General features: G+C 39.5%; 18 protein-coding genes. 10 read left to right on the forward strand and 8 right to left on the reverse strand.

What is annotated here, in order from left to right; translation table 11 throughout:
• Window positions 1-278 precede the first annotated feature (278 nt).
• From ald to Q4534_RS13335, 3 genes are all read left to right on the forward strand, one after another.
• Window positions 279-1,400, forward strand: coding sequence for an alanine dehydrogenase (ald, locus tag Q4534_RS13325; protein ID WP_303613638.1), 1,122 nt, complete (start codon window positions 279-281; stop codon window positions 1,398-1,400).
• Window positions 1,401-1,523: 123 nt separating this feature from the next.
• Entirely contained in the window at window positions 1,524-2,861 is a 1,338-nt protein-coding gene (gene hemN / locus Q4534_RS13330) for an oxygen-independent coproporphyrinogen III oxidase (protein WP_303613639.1), read from the forward strand.
• A 30-nt stretch (window positions 2,862-2,891) separates the two neighbouring features.
• On the forward strand, window positions 2,892-3,707 hold the full coding sequence (locus tag Q4534_RS13335; protein ID WP_303613640.1) for a Cof-type HAD-IIB family hydrolase: 816 nt from the start codon (window positions 2,892-2,894) through the stop codon (window positions 3,705-3,707).
• Here Q4534_RS13335 and Q4534_RS13340 read toward each other — a convergent pair.
• Window positions 3,704-4,387 carry a DUF2461 domain-containing protein gene (locus Q4534_RS13340; RefSeq protein ID WP_303613641.1) on the reverse strand — a complete coding sequence of 228 codons (684 nt, stop codon included), beginning with the start codon at window positions 4,385-4,387 and terminating at the stop codon, window positions 3,704-3,706. The two genes, Q4534_RS13335 and Q4534_RS13340, sit on opposite strands and share 4 nt — an antisense overlap.
• 398 nt (window positions 4,388-4,785) lie before the next feature.
• On the opposite strand from Q4534_RS13340, the gene Q4534_RS13345 reads away from it, so the two are divergent.
• Window positions 4,786-5,157 (forward strand): DUF7009 family protein, encoded by a 372-nt coding sequence (locus Q4534_RS13345; RefSeq protein WP_303613642.1) that lies wholly within the window; start codon window positions 4,786-4,788, stop codon window positions 5,155-5,157.
• A 3-nt stretch (window positions 5,158-5,160) separates the two neighbouring features.
• Here Q4534_RS13345 and Q4534_RS13350 read toward each other — a convergent pair whose 3' ends face one another.
• The 4 genes from Q4534_RS13350 to Q4534_RS13365 form a co-directional block, all read right to left on the reverse strand.
• Complete coding sequence (locus Q4534_RS13350) at window positions 5,161-5,871, reverse strand: SIMPL domain-containing protein (protein ID WP_303613643.1); 711 nt, start codon at window positions 5,869-5,871, stop codon at window positions 5,161-5,163.
• Window positions 5,872-6,101: 230 nt separating this feature from the next.
• Entirely contained in the window at window positions 6,102-6,551 is a 450-nt protein-coding gene (locus Q4534_RS13355) for a MarR family winged helix-turn-helix transcriptional regulator (RefSeq protein ID WP_303613644.1), read from the reverse strand.
• Between the two features lie 83 nt (window positions 6,552-6,634).
• Window positions 6,635-9,154 carry an ABC transporter permease gene (locus tag Q4534_RS13360; protein ID WP_303613645.1) on the reverse strand — a complete coding sequence of 840 codons (2,520 nt, stop codon included), beginning with the start codon at window positions 9,152-9,154 and terminating at the stop codon, window positions 6,635-6,637.
• Entirely contained in the window at window positions 9,147-9,824 is a 678-nt protein-coding gene (locus tag Q4534_RS13365; protein WP_303613646.1) for an ABC transporter ATP-binding protein, read from the reverse strand. Before Q4534_RS13365 ends, Q4534_RS13360 begins: the two co-directional genes overlap by 8 nt.
• Window positions 9,825-9,916: 92 nt before the next feature.
• Between Q4534_RS13365 and Q4534_RS13370 the strand changes: the two genes are divergently transcribed.
• From Q4534_RS13370 to Q4534_RS13385, 4 genes are all read left to right on the forward strand, one after another.
• Window positions 9,917-10,606 (forward strand): arylesterase, encoded by a 690-nt coding sequence (locus Q4534_RS13370; protein WP_303613647.1) that lies wholly within the window; start codon window positions 9,917-9,919, stop codon window positions 10,604-10,606.
• 105 nt (window positions 10,607-10,711) lie between these two features.
• Window positions 10,712-12,451, forward strand: a complete 1,740-nt coding sequence (locus Q4534_RS13375; protein WP_303613648.1) for a GMC oxidoreductase — start codon at window positions 10,712-10,714, stop codon at window positions 12,449-12,451.
• A 4-nt stretch (window positions 12,452-12,455) separates the two neighbouring features.
• Window positions 12,456-13,172, forward strand: coding sequence for a gluconate 2-dehydrogenase subunit 3 family protein (locus Q4534_RS13380; protein WP_303613649.1), 717 nt, complete (start codon window positions 12,456-12,458; stop codon window positions 13,170-13,172).
• A gap of 95 nt (window positions 13,173-13,267) precedes the next feature.
• Entirely contained in the window at window positions 13,268-13,957 is a 690-nt protein-coding gene (locus Q4534_RS13385) for a DUF1080 domain-containing protein (RefSeq protein WP_303613650.1), read from the forward strand.
• Window positions 13,958-14,003: 46 nt separating this feature from the next.
• Here Q4534_RS13385 and Q4534_RS13390 read toward each other — a convergent pair whose 3' ends face one another.
• The 3 genes from Q4534_RS13390 to Q4534_RS13400 form a co-directional block, all read right to left on the reverse strand.
• Window positions 14,004-14,717, reverse strand: a complete 714-nt coding sequence (locus Q4534_RS13390) for a Crp/Fnr family transcriptional regulator (RefSeq protein ID WP_303613651.1) — start codon at window positions 14,715-14,717, stop codon at window positions 14,004-14,006.
• An 86-nt stretch (window positions 14,718-14,803) separates the two neighbouring features.
• Entirely contained in the window at window positions 14,804-15,292 is a 489-nt protein-coding gene (locus tag Q4534_RS13395; protein ID WP_303613652.1) for a type I restriction enzyme HsdR N-terminal domain-containing protein, read from the reverse strand.
• A gap of 54 nt (window positions 15,293-15,346) precedes the next feature.
• The gene (locus Q4534_RS13400) at window positions 15,347-16,057 is read right to left on the reverse strand and encodes a helix-hairpin-helix domain-containing protein (RefSeq protein WP_303613653.1); all 711 of its coding nucleotides are present in this window, start codon (window positions 16,055-16,057) and stop codon (window positions 15,347-15,349) included.
• A 183-nt stretch (window positions 16,058-16,240) separates the two neighbouring features.
• Between Q4534_RS13400 and hemA the strand changes: the two genes are divergently transcribed.
• Window positions 16,241-17,524: a glutamyl-tRNA reductase gene (gene hemA / locus Q4534_RS13405; RefSeq protein ID WP_303613654.1), complete on the forward strand. Its 1,284-nt coding sequence runs from the start codon at window positions 16,241-16,243 to the stop codon at window positions 17,522-17,524.
• Window positions 17,525-17,636: 112 nt separating this feature from the next.
• Entirely contained in the window at window positions 17,637-19,223 is a 1,587-nt protein-coding gene (locus tag Q4534_RS13410) for a WG repeat-containing protein (protein WP_303613655.1), read from the forward strand.
• Window positions 19,224-19,228: the final 5 nt, after the last annotated feature.

Consider the following 19,228-nt stretch of genomic DNA (forward strand, 5'->3'; position numbering starts at 1 on the left):
ATAAGAGGAGCTAAAATGAATTAAAAACAATAATATTTTGAATTTTACTACAATTCACCCTTAAAAAAGAATATTATTTTGATTTTATAATAAAAATACCTTCATTTAATAGCTCATCGACTAAATTTTAATTACCTAACCCTCAATCATAGACAATAAAGTCTATTTCAATTATTAAAATAGGAAGAAAACAATATTTAATTTATTCCATCAATCATTTTCCTTGGAAGTAATCCCTGATTATATTTGATTAATTCGTTCACTTTAAAGCTACTACTATGCGCATCGCTGTTCCAAAAGAGATAAAAAACAATGAAAACAGAGTGGCACTAACCCCCGCAGGTGCTCAAGAATTCACCAAAAATGGGCATCAAGTATTTATTCAGGAATCAGCAGGGCTAGGCAGTGGGTTTCCTGACCAAGCCTACAAAAATGCCGGTGCAACGATTATCCCTACAATTGAAGAAACTTATAGCAAAGGGGAAATGATCATGAAAGTCAAAGAACCCATTGAACCCGAATACTCCCTTATCCAGGAAAATCAGTTGCTTTTTACCTACTTTCATTTTGCTTCAAATAAACCACTCACAGAAGCAATGATCAAAAGTAAAGCCATCTGCCTGGCTTACGAAACGGTAGAAAAGGAAGATAAAACACTCCCCTTACTTATTCCAATGTCAGAGGTCGCAGGAAGGATGTCGGTTCAAAAAGGGGCCAATTATTTGGAAAAACCGCTGGGAGGTAGAGGGATTTTATTGGGTGGTGTTCCTGGAACCTTACCTGCCAAAGTACTGATTTTAGGAGGTGGGATTGTAGGCACTCAAGCCGCTTGGATGGCTTCAGGGCTTGGAGCAGATGTTATTATCTTAGACGTATCCCTTTCCAGAATGCGTCACCTGTCTACGGTCATGCCCAAAAACGTAAAAACAATGATGTCCAATGAGTTTAACATTAGACATCTAATCAAAAATGCTGACCTAATTATTGGCGCAGTGTTGATCCCCGGGGCTAAAGCACCTCACCTGATCACAAGAGACATGCTCAAAGAAATGCTTCCCGGGACGGTTCTCGTGGACGTAGCTGTGGACCAAGGCGGCTGTATTGAAACCTGTAAACCCACCACCCATGAAGACCCAACCTATACCATTGATGGCGTACTGCATTACTGCGTGGCAAATATGCCGGGAGCTGTCCCCTACACCTCCACCTTGGCTCTGACCAATGCCACTTTACCTTATGCCATGGAGTTAGCACAGAAAGGTTGGCAAGAAGCCTGTGATAAATACCCCGAACTCCACCATGGCTTTAACATAATAAAAGGCGATATTGTCTATGAGGCTGTAGCAGAAACTTTTAACCTTCCCTATGTTCCGGTTAGTTATTACCTAAACCACCATTAACATTTTCATGAAAAAAGTTTTTTAGGAAAAACATGACTTTAATCAGTACCCCTGCTTTTTGTCATCATATTATCTTGGTTGAAGTATAGGGAATTTTGCACCACAAATCAACTTAATGTGGCAATGACAAATCCCTCCCTTATTAAAAAATACAATGTACCTGCTCCCAGATATACTTCCTACCCAACTGTCCCACATTGGGGAAATGATGTTAAACCTTCAAATTGGGCTGCATTATTTCTCAAGGCCTATAAGGATTTCGGACCCAAAGAAGGTATAAGCTTATACATCCACCTCCCCTATTGTGAAAGCCTATGTACCTATTGTGGCTGCAACAAAAGAATTACAAAAAACCACAATGTCGAACTCTCTTATATAACCGCAGTGATGAAAGAGTGGGACATGTATGTTGACCTACTGGATGAAAAACCAAAACTCGCAGGCATTCATTTGGGAGGCGGAACACCTACATTCTTTTCTCCTTCTTCTCTCTGGGTATTAATCAACCACATTATCCAAAATTCTAATCAAACCGATACCTATGAATTCAGCTTTGAAGGACATCCCAACAATACAAGCAAAGAACATTTAGAAACCTTAGCAGGCTTTGGGTTCAACAGGGTAAGTTATGGCATCCAGGACTTTGATAGTAAAGTTCAAATGGCCATTCACAGGCTTCAACCCTATAAAAAGGTGAAAAAAGTAACCGAGGAAAGCAGAGCATTAGGCTATAACTCCATAAATTTTGACCTTATTTATGGCCTACCGCATCAGACTTTGGAAACCTTAAAAGACACCTTCCAAAAAACGAAAGCCCTCATGCCGGAGCGAATTGCTTTTTATAGCTACGCCCATTTGCCTTCAGTTTTTCCTGCCCAAAAATCATTTGAAAAGCACCTCCCAAATGAAGAAGAAAAAAGAAAGCTATATGAGCAAGGAAAAATGTGGCTCAAAGATATGGGCTATGAAGAAATTGGCATGGACCATTTTGCCTTAAAAGGAGATCCACTTCTTGAAGCCAAGTCAAACCGAACCTTGCACAGGAATTTTATGGGCTACACCACCTCACCTTCAAAAATACTTTTAGGCTTGGGCTGTAGTGCCATCTCTGATGTCTATTATGCCTATGGTCAAAATGACAAAAAGATTGAGGCTTACTCCAAAAAAATATGGGAAAATGAATTCCCAATAATAAAAGGACATACGCAAAAAGAAAGTGATCTATGTTCTAAATCCTTTATTATGAGCTTGATTTGCAACCATACCGCATCTTGGAAACAAGGGAGCAAGATCCCTGATCATTTACTATCCTTTCTTAATGAAGGCTTAATTTCTTTTGACAAAGGAAACATTAACATCACCGAAGAAGGAAAACCATTTGTTAGAAATATCTGCATGGCATTGGATCCTTACAGTCAAAATACAGAAAAAACCAGCCCTGTTTTCAGTAAAGCCATTTGATTGTTTATCTTCGCATCAAACATTCAATCAATGAAAATAAGCGCTATTTGCACCGATATTGACGGCACACTTTTGGATAAGGGCCGACAACTTTCAGAGAGAACTTTAAAGGCTTTTGCAGCTTTGCCTGCAGATTTCCCCGTAATCTTGGCCTCCTCTAGAATGCCCGGTGCAATGACTCATTTGCTGCAAGAGTTTAAAAGATTGGACAACCCTTTGATTTGCTATAATGGAGGCTATGTCATACGCTCCCCGCACAAGGGCTCAGAGATGGTGGATTCTACTTATATCAACCCGGACACATGCCGCAAGATAATGGAAGTGGCAGCGCAAACACAGGTACATATCAGCCTTTATGCCGCAGACGATTGGTATGCGCCTGCCATGGATAAATGGACTGAAAAGGAAGAGATGGTTACCAAAGTAAAAGCCACTTTAGGTAAACATCATGGGGTTATAGAAAATTGGGAAAGCGCTAAAATGGGGGCACACAAGGTAATGTGCATGGGACAGGCAGATGAAATTCAATGGCTATACGATCAATTGCTCAATAGCCATGGCTCCTCTCTACACCTTTACCGGTCCAAAGACACTTATATTGAAATTGCACCCAAGACTATCTCTAAGGCTTCAGGCCTGCGACGGATTTTGGCTGATTACAATATCCCAATGAATGAAGTCTTGGCCTTTGGAGACAATTACAATGACATCCCACTATTGGATGAAGTGGGATATGGAGTAGCTGTTGCCAATGCCCGTGAGGAAGTAAAAGCAGTAGCAAACGAAATCACCAGCTCAAATATCACGGACGGTGTGGCCAAAAGCATTGAGAAGCTTCTACTTTAAAGCAATAAATCCTCCTCATCTGCAGTATAAATTGCTCGTGCGAGAAAAGCCTGAAGAGGCCTCATCTTTTCATAGGCCTCTAATGCCAACGCTACATAAGCACCTGAGTGTATCTCCTTATCTGAAATAGACCGGGAAAGCACAAAGCTCTTGTACCTCAAATATTCTATATAAGGATGATCTTTTTCAAAACCTTTGGGAGAGGTCTTGAGCTTTTCCCCTTGCATTGCTCCAAATGTACCTTTTATCTCTGGGGCAGAAAGTATTTGCTTTAGCTCTTGACCTGAATAGTCTATTTCTTGTCTAATTTTCTTAAGTACGGGAGCCTGCGGCATCCAAACCCCTCCTCCAACCATAGAAGCTCCGGGCTGTATGTGCAGATAATATCCGGGACCTTCTGCTTTTTTACCTCCGATTGAAAAATAAGCAGCCATATTGGTTTTATAAGGTGCTTTATTGGCGCTAAATCGTATGTCTCTATTCTGTCTAAACATACAATCCTTTGGCCGTAACTCTGAAAACCCGGATTCAACCTTGCTTAATTCAGCCAAGATTTCAGCAACTATTTCAAGAAAAGATGCCCTCTCCTGCTCATACCATTTTCGGTTTTCGTCCATCCACTCTTTGCTATTATTGACAGACAACTCAGTAAGAAATGTCAGGAGATCTTTATTTGACATGAAATTTAAAGGTAAATTGATAGATGATTTCGTTTTTGTAAATTGCCTATACTTTTATCAAAATCAAAAGTCAGCAAATAATATATTTATTAATTTCAAAATTTAAGCATTCAAGAGTTTCGTTCTTTAATGAACTGTGTTTTCAAAACTGCAAATCAGATCTAACTCCGATTTTTAGTTTGCAAAGGAATAATTAGCTAATTTTAAGATGGTTTTTTATCCTTTCACCTCTAATTAAAACCGGTATAAGATAGGATCCAATCATTTCTGGTTTGAAGTTACTAAAGAGATCAAACAAGAGAAATCTTCAAGCACCGAAAAACCAAATATTCTTGATGCTAGTTAAACCAAATTACCACCTATTTGTTATTTTCCGCATATACTTTAATCACTGAATTATGAAAATCCGCATCCATAACAATGCCATTCGTCTTCGGCTTTCGGTGTCTGAAGTTGAGCAATTGTCTGAGACAAATGAAATCAAGGAGGAATTGAAATTCCCTAGCCCTTACTCTTCATTCATTTATATTTTAAAAGCCTCAACAGATGAAAATCCACTAAGTATTACTTTTGAGAATGAACAGATCAGTATAAGCTTACCATCATCGGAAATAAAAGAATGGGCAAATACGGAGCAGGTTGGAATAGCCAAAACACAAGTACTGCCGGACGGTACCCACCTTCAATTGTTGATTGAAAAAGATTTTCAATGTTTACACAAAAGGCCGGGGGAAAACGAAACAGACAACTACCCTAACCCCCAAGCATAAGGCTTATTCTTTTGTAAACGTAAATATCACTTTCACCTGATCACTTAAAGTTTGTTCGTCAGGCTGGATTGTTGGTGCTGTCCTTTGGTTGTCAGCACTTACCATCATGGCCTCATTTCTATAAACCTTTGGTTGAAAAGTATTCTCTCCTTGGCCGTAGATCACTTGATGAACAGCTATATTTCCTAATTCAAGCGTATTGGCTATCGACATGGCTTTACTTTTGGCATCCAGCAAAGCCCTACGCAATAATTCTTCCTGGTATTCTTTCCTTTTGCTATCTGAAAGTTGAAAGCTCAATTGAAAGCCCATATCTATATTGTCATGCAAAGCTTCCATGATTTTGACCAAGTCCTGTTCTGTGTCTTTGACCAAGATTTTCAAGTTTTGGCTGGCTACATAACCACTGTCTTTAGAAGTTCCTTTTGTATAAATCCTGTTAACATTGACAAAATAATTGTCTGCTTTTAGCTCGTAATTTTTAACACCACTTTTTTTCAACGCTTTGGTCACTTCAGCAGCTTTTTGGTTCAGCCCTTCCGTAGCCAAAGCCGTTTTTAAAGCCTTCTCTTTAAGTGACACATTGATCAAGGCTTCGTCCGGCAAAATTTTAATCTCGCTGTTACCTTCTACGCTAATTTTAGTAGCTTCCTGTGCAAAAGAAATCATTTGGATGCCTATCATTAAGCACACAATCACCAATATATTTTTCATAACCTTAAGTACTATTGTTAATAATTTAAACCTCTACCTGTTCACTTCTCTAAACAAAACACAGGCCAAAAATTCAAAAGCCAACTCTAAATCATTCAATAAATAAGCTGTGAAGTCACCCTAAGAATAAAATTGAGAATGGATCGGTTTCTAAAGTGGTAAGTAGGCAAAGATAGCTGCTCAACTAAGTATCAAAACAGGGACAAAGCTTAATAAAAAAGCCATTTAGATCAGCCTCTTAATTTATCCAAAAGGTGATTCAATTGCTCCACCTCGCTTTCATCAAGATGAATTGTATCCATATTAAATTGTTTCACCTCTTTGTCAAGCAGCCTTAAAAGTTCAAGTCCCTTTTTCGTGATTACAATATCTACCTGCCTCCGGTCTTTGGGACATTCGGTACGTATCACCATTTCTTTCTGCTTGAGTTTTTCCACCAGTCTTGATGCATTGCTCATTTTATTGAGCATTCTCTCCTGAATAGATGATACAGTTATTGGTTTAGGAGACCTACCTCTCAAAATTCTAAGAACATTGTACTGCTCTGCTGAGATATCGTGAGGCTTAAAAATCCTACTTTGACGGCTAACCAAATAACTCTGTGTAAATAGTAAATTTACAACTGCTTTGGTATATCCGTCTTTGAATGGACTTTGCTTTATTTCCTCTTCAATTTTCATTTGCTTTACCCGTATCTAATGTACTGACACAGAATTTAATCAAAAGGTTCCTTTTTCGTTTCCCTTAGTCAAAACACTACGTATTAAGTCCTTAAAATATCCATTGTCTTAGCTTTCAAAATATTCAAACTGTTCACATAACCTAAAAACACGGTAAGGGCGGTTATCAATCCAAACACTAAAAACAAGGGCTGCCAAGCCAAGGTGAAAGCAATTTCAAAGACGAAAAAACTTAACAAAAAGGAAGCAAGAATGGACAATACTAATCCACCTCCTGCGGCCAAACTGCCTAGGAATAGGTATTCCAAAATATTGATTTTTATCAATACTTTCCTATCAGCACCTATGGTTCTTAATAAAATATTTTCTCTAACCCGCTGAAATTTACTAATGAGCAAAGAGCTGATCAGCACTAAAATTCCAGTTAAAATACTGAAGAAAGCCATAAACTGAATAACAAACCCAATTTTCCCCAAAAGGTCTTCCAAGGTTTCCACAATCATACTTAAATTCACCACCGACACGTTGGGAAATTGTCTCACAATGGTATTTTGGATGGCAGCGGAAGCTTTATCGTCTTTTGTTTTTGTGATCAAGACATGGAATTTCGGCGCATTGTCCAGCACCTTATCCGGAAAAACAACCAGAAAGTTTGTGGACACTCTTCTAAAGTTGACCTTTCGTATGCTTCCGACATAAGTAGTCAAAGGTCTTCCCTGCACATTAAAGACTATCTCATCCCCTAACTTCATGTGATTCCGCTCTGCGTAGCCTTCTTCCATGGATACAAAGATACTATCTGATGCAGAAGTGTAGGGTATAAGTTCTCCTTCCACCAGTTCTTCAGTGTTTATAAGGCTGTCTCTATAAGTAACCCTAAACTCTCTGTTATAAAAGGATCTTGACCTTCTTTCTTCCTCCTCTAGGTCTTCATTTTCCTTTTTGTTGAGCCCGTTGACCTCCGATACTCCCATCGTGATGATGGGTACATGTTGCAAGATGGGTAAGCTTTCGGCTTCTAGCACAGTTTTCATGCTGTCTACCTGATTGGACTGAATATCAAAAAACAACATATTGGGCTGGTCTTCCTTATCGGCAAACCTTACCTCATCCAGCAGTTGATCCTGAATAAAAAACAAGGTACCAATCATGGCTGTCCCTAAGCCAATGGTCGCCAAAAGAGAAACCGTTTGGTTGTTGGGTCGGTATAAATTTGACAGAGCCTGTCTTACAGGATAGTTTAAGGAAATAGGCAAAAAGGTCCGGATGGCTTTCATTACGCCCATGGCCAAAAGCCAAAGCGCACCAAAAGACAATACCACAAAACCGGTAAACCATAAGGTTTGATCCCATTTACCCAACAAAAAGAAGCTGAACAAAAGTATAAACACCACAATGCCTGCCAACACAAATAACCTTAAAGGATCCTTTCCTATATTGGTTGATTGGTCATCTGGTCTTAAAGTCATCATCGGAGAAACTTTACGAATCTTAAGCAATGGAATTAAGGCAAACAGGATGGATATCATCACCCCGGTTACTATTCCCATACCGATGGCTCCCCAAGCCAATTGAACCGTCACTTCTACCGGAAGGAAATCACTGAAAACAATGGGTAAAAGGAATTGAAGCAAGGCTCCGGCTGTTGCGCCAATAATGGAACCTAGCAAACCCATAAAGAAAATTTGGACCAAATACACAACTATAATATCCAGTGCTTTTACCCCCAAGCACCTTAGCACGGCCACTGAAGGCAGCTTTTCTTTTACAAAGACATTGACTGCACTCCCTACGCCCACGCAACCCAACAATACAGCAATAAATGCAACCAAAGTAAGAAAGTTGGAAAGGTTTTCAAAAGATCTTCCGGTTGACTCTTTTTGTGATTGAACGGTATCAAAATTTACCCGATCCTCTCCCCATAGCTCTTTATTCTCATCAATTAAAGCCTGTAATTCAAAGGGTTCGGGAAACAAGAAATAATGATTGTAATTAACCCGGCTTCCATATTGCACCAACCCTGAGGCCTCAAGCTGATCCATGGGAATATAGACAGCTGGAGCAACTGTTGCAGTGATGCCGGTTTGCCCCGGAACCTTTTGTAAGGCACCGATAATTTCAAGACTAACATTACCCACCTTAATAAAATCTCCAACCACGGCATCAAACTGAGCCATCAAGGTTTTTTCAACAAGTGCCTTTTTACCACCGGATCTAAAATCGCTTTCAGCGTTTACCGGGATGGTTTCTAGTGTACCATAAAAAGGATAATCTCCTTCCAAAGCCCTAACTTGAGTCAATCTGCTGTCTCCGGCCTTTGGAAAATAGACCATGGAGGCAAAGTTTATTTCCAAGGCATGCTCGCTAGCAATTCCCTCTATTTCCGGAAATTCTATCGGTTGATTTTTCTTCAGCAGCAAATCTGCCCCCAACAATTCCTTGGCTTGTTCATCTATGTCCTTGCTTAAATTATCTCCAAAAGAAGTGACTGCAACCAAGGCTGCAATACCTGTTACAATTGCTGAAACAAACAGAATTAATTTGACCCCTGTTTTTCTAAATTCTCTTCTGGCCATTTTAATAGACCAAGCCCAATCAACCATGTATAGCCTCCTGTATTTTTCCCCCTTTGATATGTAAAGATTGATGTGTTTTTGCTGCCAATTCCAGGTCGTGGGTAACTAAAATCAAAGTGGTCCCTTGCTCTTCGTTTAGCTTAAAAATAAGGTTTTCCACCATTTCTCCGGTTTCGGTATCTAAGTTGCCCGTAGGTTCATCTGCAAACAGTATTTTGGGTTCATTTGCAAAAGCCCTGGCAATTGAAACCCTTTGTTGTTCACCACCTGATAACTGATTGGGGTAATGGGTTAATCTGTCCCCCAACCCAACTTTAACCAAAAGCTCTTTGGCCTTTTCTTTGGCATCTTTTCGTTTCTTTAGTTCCAAAGGAACCATTACATTTTCCAATGCTGTTAAAGTTTGTAAAAGTTGAAAATTTTGAAAAATAAAACCCACCAATTGATTCCTAATGCCGGCCCGTTGGTCTTCATTCATGTTTTCAAGTGCTTTACCATCCATGCGAACGCTGCCGGCACTTGCCACATCCAAACCTGCACATAGGCCTAAAAGGGTGGTTTTGCCGCTCCCGGAGGGACCGACGATGGACAGGGTTTTCCCTTGTTCCACTTCAAAACTTACCTGATCTAATACAGTGAGTTCCCTATTTCCACTTCGGTAGGTTTTGCTCAGATTTTCAACGCTTAGTATGTTCATATCTTTCAAAGAAAAAAACTTATCCCTTTTGAACAAAACCAATAGTGGATTAAGTTTAGTAATTTTGATAATTGAATGTAAAAATATTTCAAATGTTAAAATTGATAAAAACAATATCTCCTGTAATGCTGCTCTTAGTAGCAACTACCTTTTTTACTGTCTCTTGTAATCAAAAACAGGAAACAGAGAAAAAGGTTACACCAACAGCAGATAAAAAGCCCGAGAAGCAAAAGAAAAAAAATATTTTATTCTATGGCAATAGTCTGACAGCGGGCTATGGCTTGGATGAAGACGAATCTTTCCCTTCTTTAATCCAAAATAAAATAGATAGTCTAAACTTAAATTATCGTGTGATCAATGGTGGTTTAAGTGGCGAAACTACTGCCAGTGGGCTGAGTAGGCTAGATTGGTTTTTGGAAGATCGTCCAGAGGTATTCATTCTTGAACTGGGTGGAAACGACGGACTAAGGGGGATCCCTTTAACTGAAACCAGAAAAAACCTCAATGCAATCATTTCATCCGTGTCCAGCAGGTTTCCTGACACCAAAATTCTTTTGGCAGGAATGCAAATACCACCCAATATGGGACAGGAATATGCGGAAGAATTTAGGGAAATGTACGCTGAAGTTGCTACGAAGCAAGAGGTGGAAATGATTCCATTTTTACTGGAGGGTGTTGCGGGTAACCCTGATTTAAACTTACCGGATGGCATTCACCCAACAAGTGAAGGTCAAAAGATTGTTGCACAAACAGTTTGGAAACATTTACGACCGCTACTATAAAAAATAGCCTATTTTTGGCAGTAGGGGTATCGTTCTTTAAAAATGTTTCTTTTTATTATCAGAAAATTATCTTAATTTTTCAAAGTAATTAATAAAAAACAAAGAATGAGTATTCAAATACAGACCGCCGGAGATGCTTACGACGTAATCATCGTAGGATCTGGAGCAGGTGGTGGAATGTCTTCCAAAATCTTGGCAGAGGCCGGATTGAAGGTAGCAGTAGTAGAAGCTGGGGCTGATTTTGACCCGGCTATAGAGGAGCACAGGACTCAATTAAGGCCACCGTGGGAATCTCCCAGAAGGGGTGCCGGCACTGTGCGTCCATTCGGAGATTTTGATGCTGCCATAGGTGGTTGGGAAATTGACGGAGAGCCTTATACCCGAGGTGAAGGAAGTGAATTTGATTGGTTTAGGTCTAGAATGCTGGGTGGAAGAACCAATCACTGGGGAAGAATTTCTTTGAGATTTGGTCCTTTAGATTTTAAGCGAAAGGATTTTGATGGCTTGGGTGAAAACTGGCCCATCAGTTATGATGACATTGCTCCTTATTATGACAAGGTGGACAAACTGATCGGTGTATTTGGTTCTAAAGAAGGAATCAACAATGAGCCGGATGGAAATTTCCTTCCTCCTCCCAAACCTCGTTTGCATGAATTGTTCATTAAAAAAGGTGCTGACAAGGTCAATGTTCCTGTCATACCTTCTCGACTTTCCATCCTTACAAGACCTGTAAACAATGACAGGGGAACCTGCTTCTTCTGTAGCCAATGTAACAGGGCCTGTCAGGTTTATGCAGATTTTTCTGCAGGAACTTGCTTGGTAAAACCGGCAATGAAAAAAGGACAAGTGGATCTTTTTACCATGGCCATGGTCAGAAAAGTAATTACCAATGATAAAGGAGAAGCTACCGGGGTTACTTATATAAGTAAGCTGGATATGCAAGAATACAAACTTTCTGCAAGGGTTGTTGTGTTGGGAGCTTCCGCTTGTGAATCAGCAAGGATCATGTTGAATTCCAAGTCTGCACAACATCCTGATGGATTAGGAAATAGTTCCGGACATGTAGGCCATTACTTGCATGACTCCACAGGAGCAGATAGGATGGGGATTCTTCCCGATATGATGGACAGAGAAAGATACAATGAAGATGGAGTGGGTGGAATGCACGTATATACTCCTTGGTGGCTAAATGAAAAAAACTTGGATTTTGCCAGAGGTTACCACATAGAATATTGGGGCGGAATGGGAATGCCTTCCTATGGTTTTGGTGGTGGCATGGATACCATGAGACAATATGTCAAAGATGAATTTGGTAATCCCGGAGTTAACGGAGGATATGGTACCGGCTTGAAAAAAGATATTAGAAGATTTTTCGGTAGTACTGTAGGTATGTCAGGCAGAGGAGAGAGTATTCCGCGTTATGAAAACTACTGTGAAATAGATGATCAGGTGGTGGACAAATATGGAATCCCGGTATTGAAATTCCACTACAAATGGAGTGATCAAGAACTGAACCAAGCCAAGCACATGCACGATACGTTTGAAGAAATTTTGACCAGCATGGGGGCAGTTATCTTGGGAGAAAAACCGGGAAGAGACAAAGAGTTTGGGCTGCATAAACCCGGAAGAATTATTCATGAAGTTGGAACCACACGTATGGGTAATGATCCCAAAACATCTGTTTTGAACAAATATTCGCAGGCACATGATTGCAAAAATTTGTTTGTAGTAGATGGTGGAGCTTTTGTTTCTCAGGCAGATAAAAACCCAACATGGACCATCTTGGCCAACTCTTGGAGAACTTCCGAATACATTATCGATCAACTGAACAAGAAAAATATCTAAAGCAATGAACAGAAGAGAAAACCTAAAACTTTTATTTACCGGTTCCCTGGCTTCAGGTATGCTGTTTACAGGATGCGGACCGGAATCACCGGAAACAGTGGAAATCCCTCACAATCCTAAAATAGGAGAATTTGGTAGTTATGGAAGAACTCCGGAAGAAATCATCCATAACGAAAACCTGAAATCCGCCACCTTTTTCACAGAAGAAGAGCGCCAAAAGCTAGACCTACTTGTAGACATGATTATACCTGCAGATGATACTTCAGGGAGTGCCACAGATGCAGGTGTGCCGGACTTTATTGAATTTATGGTGAAGGATATCCCTAGTTATCAAACCCCATTAAGAGGGGGCTTGTTATGGCTTGATCACAAATCAGATGAACTATTTGGAAACAAATTCTTAGAAATCTCTGAAGATCAACGCACCCAAGTAATTGATTTGATCGCTTACCCTGATACTGCAAAACCTGAAAATCTTAGTGGTGTTAAGTTCTTTAACAACCTTAGAAACTTAACTGCTACTGGTTTCTTCACGAGCGAAGAAGGTTTCAAAGATTTGGGATATGTAGGTAACCGCCCTAATGCTTGGGATGGCGTACCAGAAGAAGTTTTGGCCAAACATGGTCTTGAAAACGACCCCAAATACAAAGACGTATATCTTGACATCAGTACAAGGGGGACCATTGCCCAGTGGGATGACAATGGCAATTTGATCGGATAAGCTTATTCTATCACAACCCATCAATTCTTACAGGGGAACGTCTACGCAGGTGTTCCCCTGTTTGCTTTATAACCTTAACCATAAAACCCTATACCATGAAGTCAAAAGCATTGCTACTTTCCTTGCTATCTTTGTTGCTGCTGAGCCCTTTGATGGCACAGAAAATACCTATTTTTAATGGAAAGGATTTGTCCGGCTGGCATGTGGATGTACCGGATCAAGATGAAAATCCCAATATTAGCCCCTCCTTTGTAGTGAAAGACGGGCTATTGATAAGCATGGGAACCCCTCAAGGTCACCTGATCACCAATGATGAATATGAAAACTACAGGATTACTGCAGAGTACCGCTTTCCTGAAGCCACAGGAAATTGTGGAATACTCATACATGCCTCTACCCCCAGGTCTTTGTACAAAATGTTCCCCAAATCAATTGAGGTTCAGATGTACCATGAAAATGCAGGGGATTTTTGGTGCATAGTAGAAAATATAGAAGTAGACAATATGGTGGAAAGAAGGGGGCCTAAAGAAGAGTGGGGAGTGACTGAAGGTAAAAAAAGAAGAATTCTCAACCTTACCGATGGCTCAGAAAATACTCCCGGTCTGTGGAACAGAATGGTGATCGAGTGCTTAGAGGATAAAGTTAAGGTTTGGGTAAATGGTGACTTGGTAAACGAAGGATACAATGCTACGGCCACTAAAGGGCAAGTTGCTGTTCAAGCAGAGGGTGCCAAAGTAGAGTTTAGAAAGCTTGAGCTAGAACCAATCACTCAACTCTCAAAATAGATTCATTTAAAAAAAGCCCATCCTAGGGCTTTTTTGTTTTGGTATATCAGCCATAGAAATCTGAAAGCCTAGCCAAGCCTTTTCGATTCAATAATATAATTTTCTTCCCTTGTAAATCTATAAGTTTATCTTTCTTAAACTCAGAAAGCAGTCTAATTACTGTCTCTGTAGCCGTACCAACGAGCCCTGCAATTTCCTCCCTGGTAAGGGTTATGTCTAGCCGTTGCCTATCTCCTCCATCCACACCATAACTGTCTCCCAATTGCAATAATGTCAAGGCCAAACGCTCCCTGATAGATTTCTGAGTAGCATCGGTCAACTGGCTTTCCATTAATCCCATGTCATGACAAAGGGCCTGTGTAAGGCGTTGATGAAAATTATTGTCCTCTTTCATCACTTTTAAAAACACCTCTTTTGGTACAAAACAAATACCTGCATCCTCCACAATTGTGGCGGTGGTAGTATAGGCCTCTTCTCCGATCAATGAAGCATAACCCACAAGATCTCCTTTCTGAGCCAGTCGTATGATCTGATCCTTACCGTTCGATGCGGTTTTAAAAATTTTAACCACCCCACTATTTACACAGAAAACACCCAAAGGCTTCGTGCTTTCATAATAAAGGATTTGGCCCTTCTTGTGAGAAATAAAATTCTTCCCTTCTGATACACTGCACAAATGCTCTTCCCCTAGTCCGGCAAATAAGGATAACTTTCTGCTCAAACACAGTTCACAAGGCGTACTTTTAACTTTATTCATCATATCCAGCCTTTATTTTTTTGAAAGATACTAGACAAATTTAGCAAATAACATGACTAAGGTCACATAAATTGTCATAAATCAGTTGTTTAAATCTCTTGATTTTCTTCAAATTTTGGGAAATGATTAATTTGAGAATATTTACCTGTTTTTAAGTCTTTTTTAAGGCAATAATGCATCCGCCCATTGCTAATACATATATATGGGGCATTGAATTTATTATTGTAGACACAAACTTGCTCAACCGTTTTTTGGCTCAATTTCACATCCGGTGCTTTGCATTCAATTAGAAAAAAGGATGCGCCCGACCTGTCCAATACCAAAATATCAAAGCGCTTTTGTAGGGCATTGTATTTTAAGCCTTTTTCCAGCGAAATCAAGCTGCCGGGATAATTCATGTGCGTAACCAAATAATGAATAATGTGTTGCCTTACCCATTCTTCAGGAGTTAATAATAATTTTTTCTTCCTTATGGGGTCAAAAACAAAGTATTTACCCTCATCACCCTTTTCTAAATTTATAGGGTAGGCAGGTAAATTCAACGAAACGTCAGCCAATTGGGCAACCAAATCTTTCATGTTACAAATTTCCAACAAAAAACCAGAAGGAAAAACACATTGACATTAATAAAGTCAGAAACTGAGGTAGGGTGCAATTCTATCCACCCAAGGCCGGTTAAAAATCTTGATCTTCAATAAGTCCTCTGCCGACCCAAATGCTCCATGCTGATCCCTATAGGCCAAAATAACTTTGGTTGCTCCATAATCTATGTACGGATGCTTAATCAACTGTTTAAAATCAACTTGATTGATATTAATTTTGCTGATTATTCTAGGTTCAAAAGTGAAAGCAGTATAAATCTTTTCAGCCAATGCTGCATCTACTCCATACACTTCTAAAAGCTGTTCAGGTCTATGAAATCCCCCTAAATTATCACGGTATTCACTGATTCTGGCTGACAAGACCGGCCCTACACCCTGCACCATTTGTAATTCTATTGCCGATACTTCAGCAAAGCTTAATTGATTAAATACCGGTTGAGAAGGTTTTGTAAGCCTAGGGACAGAAACATTGGCACCCCCTTTTCCCTTTTCTTCTTGTGGTTGTTTGGACTTTTCTTCCTGTGAAACTTGTGAAAAAGCAGATTCTGAAGAAAAGAAGGCTTTGTTTTTGGCGATGTATTTCAGGTACATCTCTTGTGAAACAGATCGGTTATACCTCTCAATAAAATAGGGTACGGCATACAGTAAGGCGAGAATGGGTATCACAAATACGAAGCCCCGCATTTCTCTTCGCGTGAATCCCAAGTAAGATTTGAGTCTATAAAACCATTTATCTAGCATACTTTTCCACCTTTGCCAACATAAATTAACAATTATGGAATGTTATTCCAAAAAATTGCATTGTTGTATTGGGAATGAAAAAAGGAGTAATTTATTTAGAAGCATTATAAATTGAACTCCCTTTGATGAATTAATTCATTTCGTCCCAATTCTATAATAAATTTGTAGCTGAAAGTTGTTGCTATGCAGTCAAAGTTTAAAGCTTTAAGTCTCTCATTTAAGAATGCACCTGTAGCAATCCGGGAGTTAGTTTCTTTGGATGAAGGAGCAGTACGCTCACTTTTGGGTAAATTGAGAGAGTTTTTCAGTTTGACAGACACCTTAATTTTATCTACCTGCAATAGAACGGAGATCTATTACAGCCACGAGCTAGACCTATCCACAGAAATTATAAAACTAGTAGGCCTTGAAAAAGGCTTGGTAGACACCATCTCTTATTTGGAATATTTTGACATCTACCAAGATGACAAAGCCGCTATTTCCCATCTATTCAGAGTGGCCATGGGATTGGAAGCTCAGGTAATAGGTGATATGCAAATATCAAATCAGGTAAAACGTTCCTACCAAACAGCGGTAGATATGGACATGGCCGGACCTTTCCTTCATCGATTGATGCACACCATTTTCTTTACCAACAAAAAAGTGGTACAAGAAACGGCTTTTAGGGATGGTGCTGCTTCTGTTTCTTATGCAGCGGTGGAGTTAATCGAAGAACTCACTTCCAATACTCACCAACCCAGAGTACTTTTGGTTGGTTTGGGAGAAATTGGTGAGGATGTTGCCAAGAACTTGGTGTACTTGGGAGATGCTCAGATTAAAATCGCCAATCGTACTTTCTCAAAGGCCAAAGAACTGGCTGCTGAGTACAATTTTGAGGCCATTCCCTTCGAAAAATGCTTTGAAGCAATGGAGGATGCCGATGTGATTATCTCTTCAGTTGCCATGCCGGAACCTTTAATTAGCAAAAAGTTAATCAGCAAATTCAATATAAAAAGTTATAAGTTACTTGTGGACCTTTCTGTTCCAAGAAGTATAGAAACAGCGGTAGAAGATCTTCCGGGAGTTCTATTATACAATGTGGACAATATTCGAAGCAAAGCAACAGAAACATTAAGCAAAAGAAAAGCAGCCATTCCTCAGGTGGAAAACATCATCGTAGAAAATATCAAAGAGTTTTACGATTGGAAAAAAGAAATGATGGTTTCACCTACCATCAATAAGCTTAAAAATAGCTTGGAGCAAATCCGAAAAGAAGAGCTTGAAAGATACCTTAAAAAAGCTGATGCTGATGGTCAACAATTTGAGATTATAGATAAGATCACCAAAAGCATGATGCAGAAAATTCTAAAAGTACCTGTGGTACAACTGAGAGCTGCCTGCAAACGTGATCAAGCGGAGGAAATGATTGATATTATCAATGATCTTTTTGACTTAGAAAAAGAGGAAGCTAAAAAAGCCAATCACTAAACAAATCCTTCTCATAGAATTATTTCTTTTTTAAGAGGCATGCTAAATGCCTCATTTCTTTTATTGTGAAAGCTGTAATTTCTTTTTACTTTCACCCCTAAAATGAGTTAAAATGCGCAAATTACACCTATTGAAATTTTTTATCCCTTTCCTATTAACCTTATTGAATACAGGCTTGGCTTACCCCCAAACTTGGGAAGTTTTTGACAATAACTTTCATTTGGAAAAAAAACTTGCTGAGGGAGAAATATTCTTGCTTGGTAACAGCCTTAGAATCAATGTTGCCGACAATGATCTGGCTTTTTTGGATGCAAATTATGAACCCTTCACAAATATTGAAGATGCCTCTCTTTATCAGTTTCTAGAACCATGGATTATCATTAAAAACAATGACAAATATGGAGCTTTACATGAATATGGCGAGCAGGTCTTACCTGCTATCTACGATGAAATCCAATCTTATTACACGCATTTACTCGGAAGGAAAGGTGAGGAGTATTTTGTTTATGACAGAGGGAAAAGAGCTACCAATTCCATTGGGAAATTCAGCTCGGCCAGAATCGCTAAAAACGGACAAGTAATTGCAAAGCATAGTGATGGAACTTTTAGCCTTCCCCTTTCAGAAAACCCTGACCAAAGGTTTATCTCCCTTACAGACCCTTCCACAGATGTAATTGTAGCAAAGGAAGCATCCGGATTTGGCTTAATAAATACTGAAGGAAAATACATTCTAAAGCCGGTAATTGATGAATTGACTCATTTAGAAGAAAATTATTTCTACGCCAAAAACAGCAATGAGTACTTACTGATCAACGCCTTGTCTACAACTGCTGATATTAGGTACAATAGCTTTCACCGTATCAGTATAGAAAACGAGGTGATGGTAGAGTACATTCACGGGAAGCTAAGGCGAATAATGAAAAATGACGGCATTCTGCTAGATATTGTCGGCATGGATTCAGTAAGGAAGTCGGGAAATTACTTTAATGTACATTTCAGGGATGGAACCACCGGTCTTTTAAATAAAGAAGGACAATGGGAAGTTATGCCCACCAAAACTGCCAAAGGGATATTCCCTGGAAATGAGGGGGCCTATGGCGCCAAAATTGGAGATGGATTTGGTTTTATCAATGCCAGTGGAGATACACTAGTTGCTCCCAACTTTGACCAAGTTTCAGTTTTCTCTGAGGGCATGGCCAGTGTAAAAATGGGCACCAAATGGGGATATATCGATCACCATCAAACAATGGTCATCCCTTATGCTTATAGCTCCGCAGGAGCCTTTAAAGACGGGGTAGCTATTGTTCAAGCAGAGGGTAAATATGACCTGATCAATAAAAATGGAGCTTCTATGCTTGAAGAAGGACCCTGTCAAAGAATTAGCAAAACAACAGATGGCTATTACCTTCTGGAGAACAATGGTCTCTTTGGGCTAGCTAAACCTGATGGAACCAGCATTAGCAATCCTATTTATGAGGAAATTAGAAGAGAAGCAAAAGACAAAATTCTTGTCCGAAAAGGAGATAAATACGGTGTTATCAAAGAAAATGGCGATTTTGAGTTACCTCTTTTTTATAACACAATTCTCTTTGATGAGAAAAACAACAAGGTTTTGGCAAAAAGTAAGACAGAGAAGGTCCCTGAAGTTTTGAATAAAAAAGAATTGAAGAAAAGAAGAAAACAAAAGAAAGGGGCATAATGCCC

Source organism: Cyclobacterium sp. 1_MG-2023, assembly GCF_030546805.1.
Lineage (GTDB): Bacteria > Bacteroidota > Bacteroidia > Cytophagales > Cyclobacteriaceae > Cyclobacterium.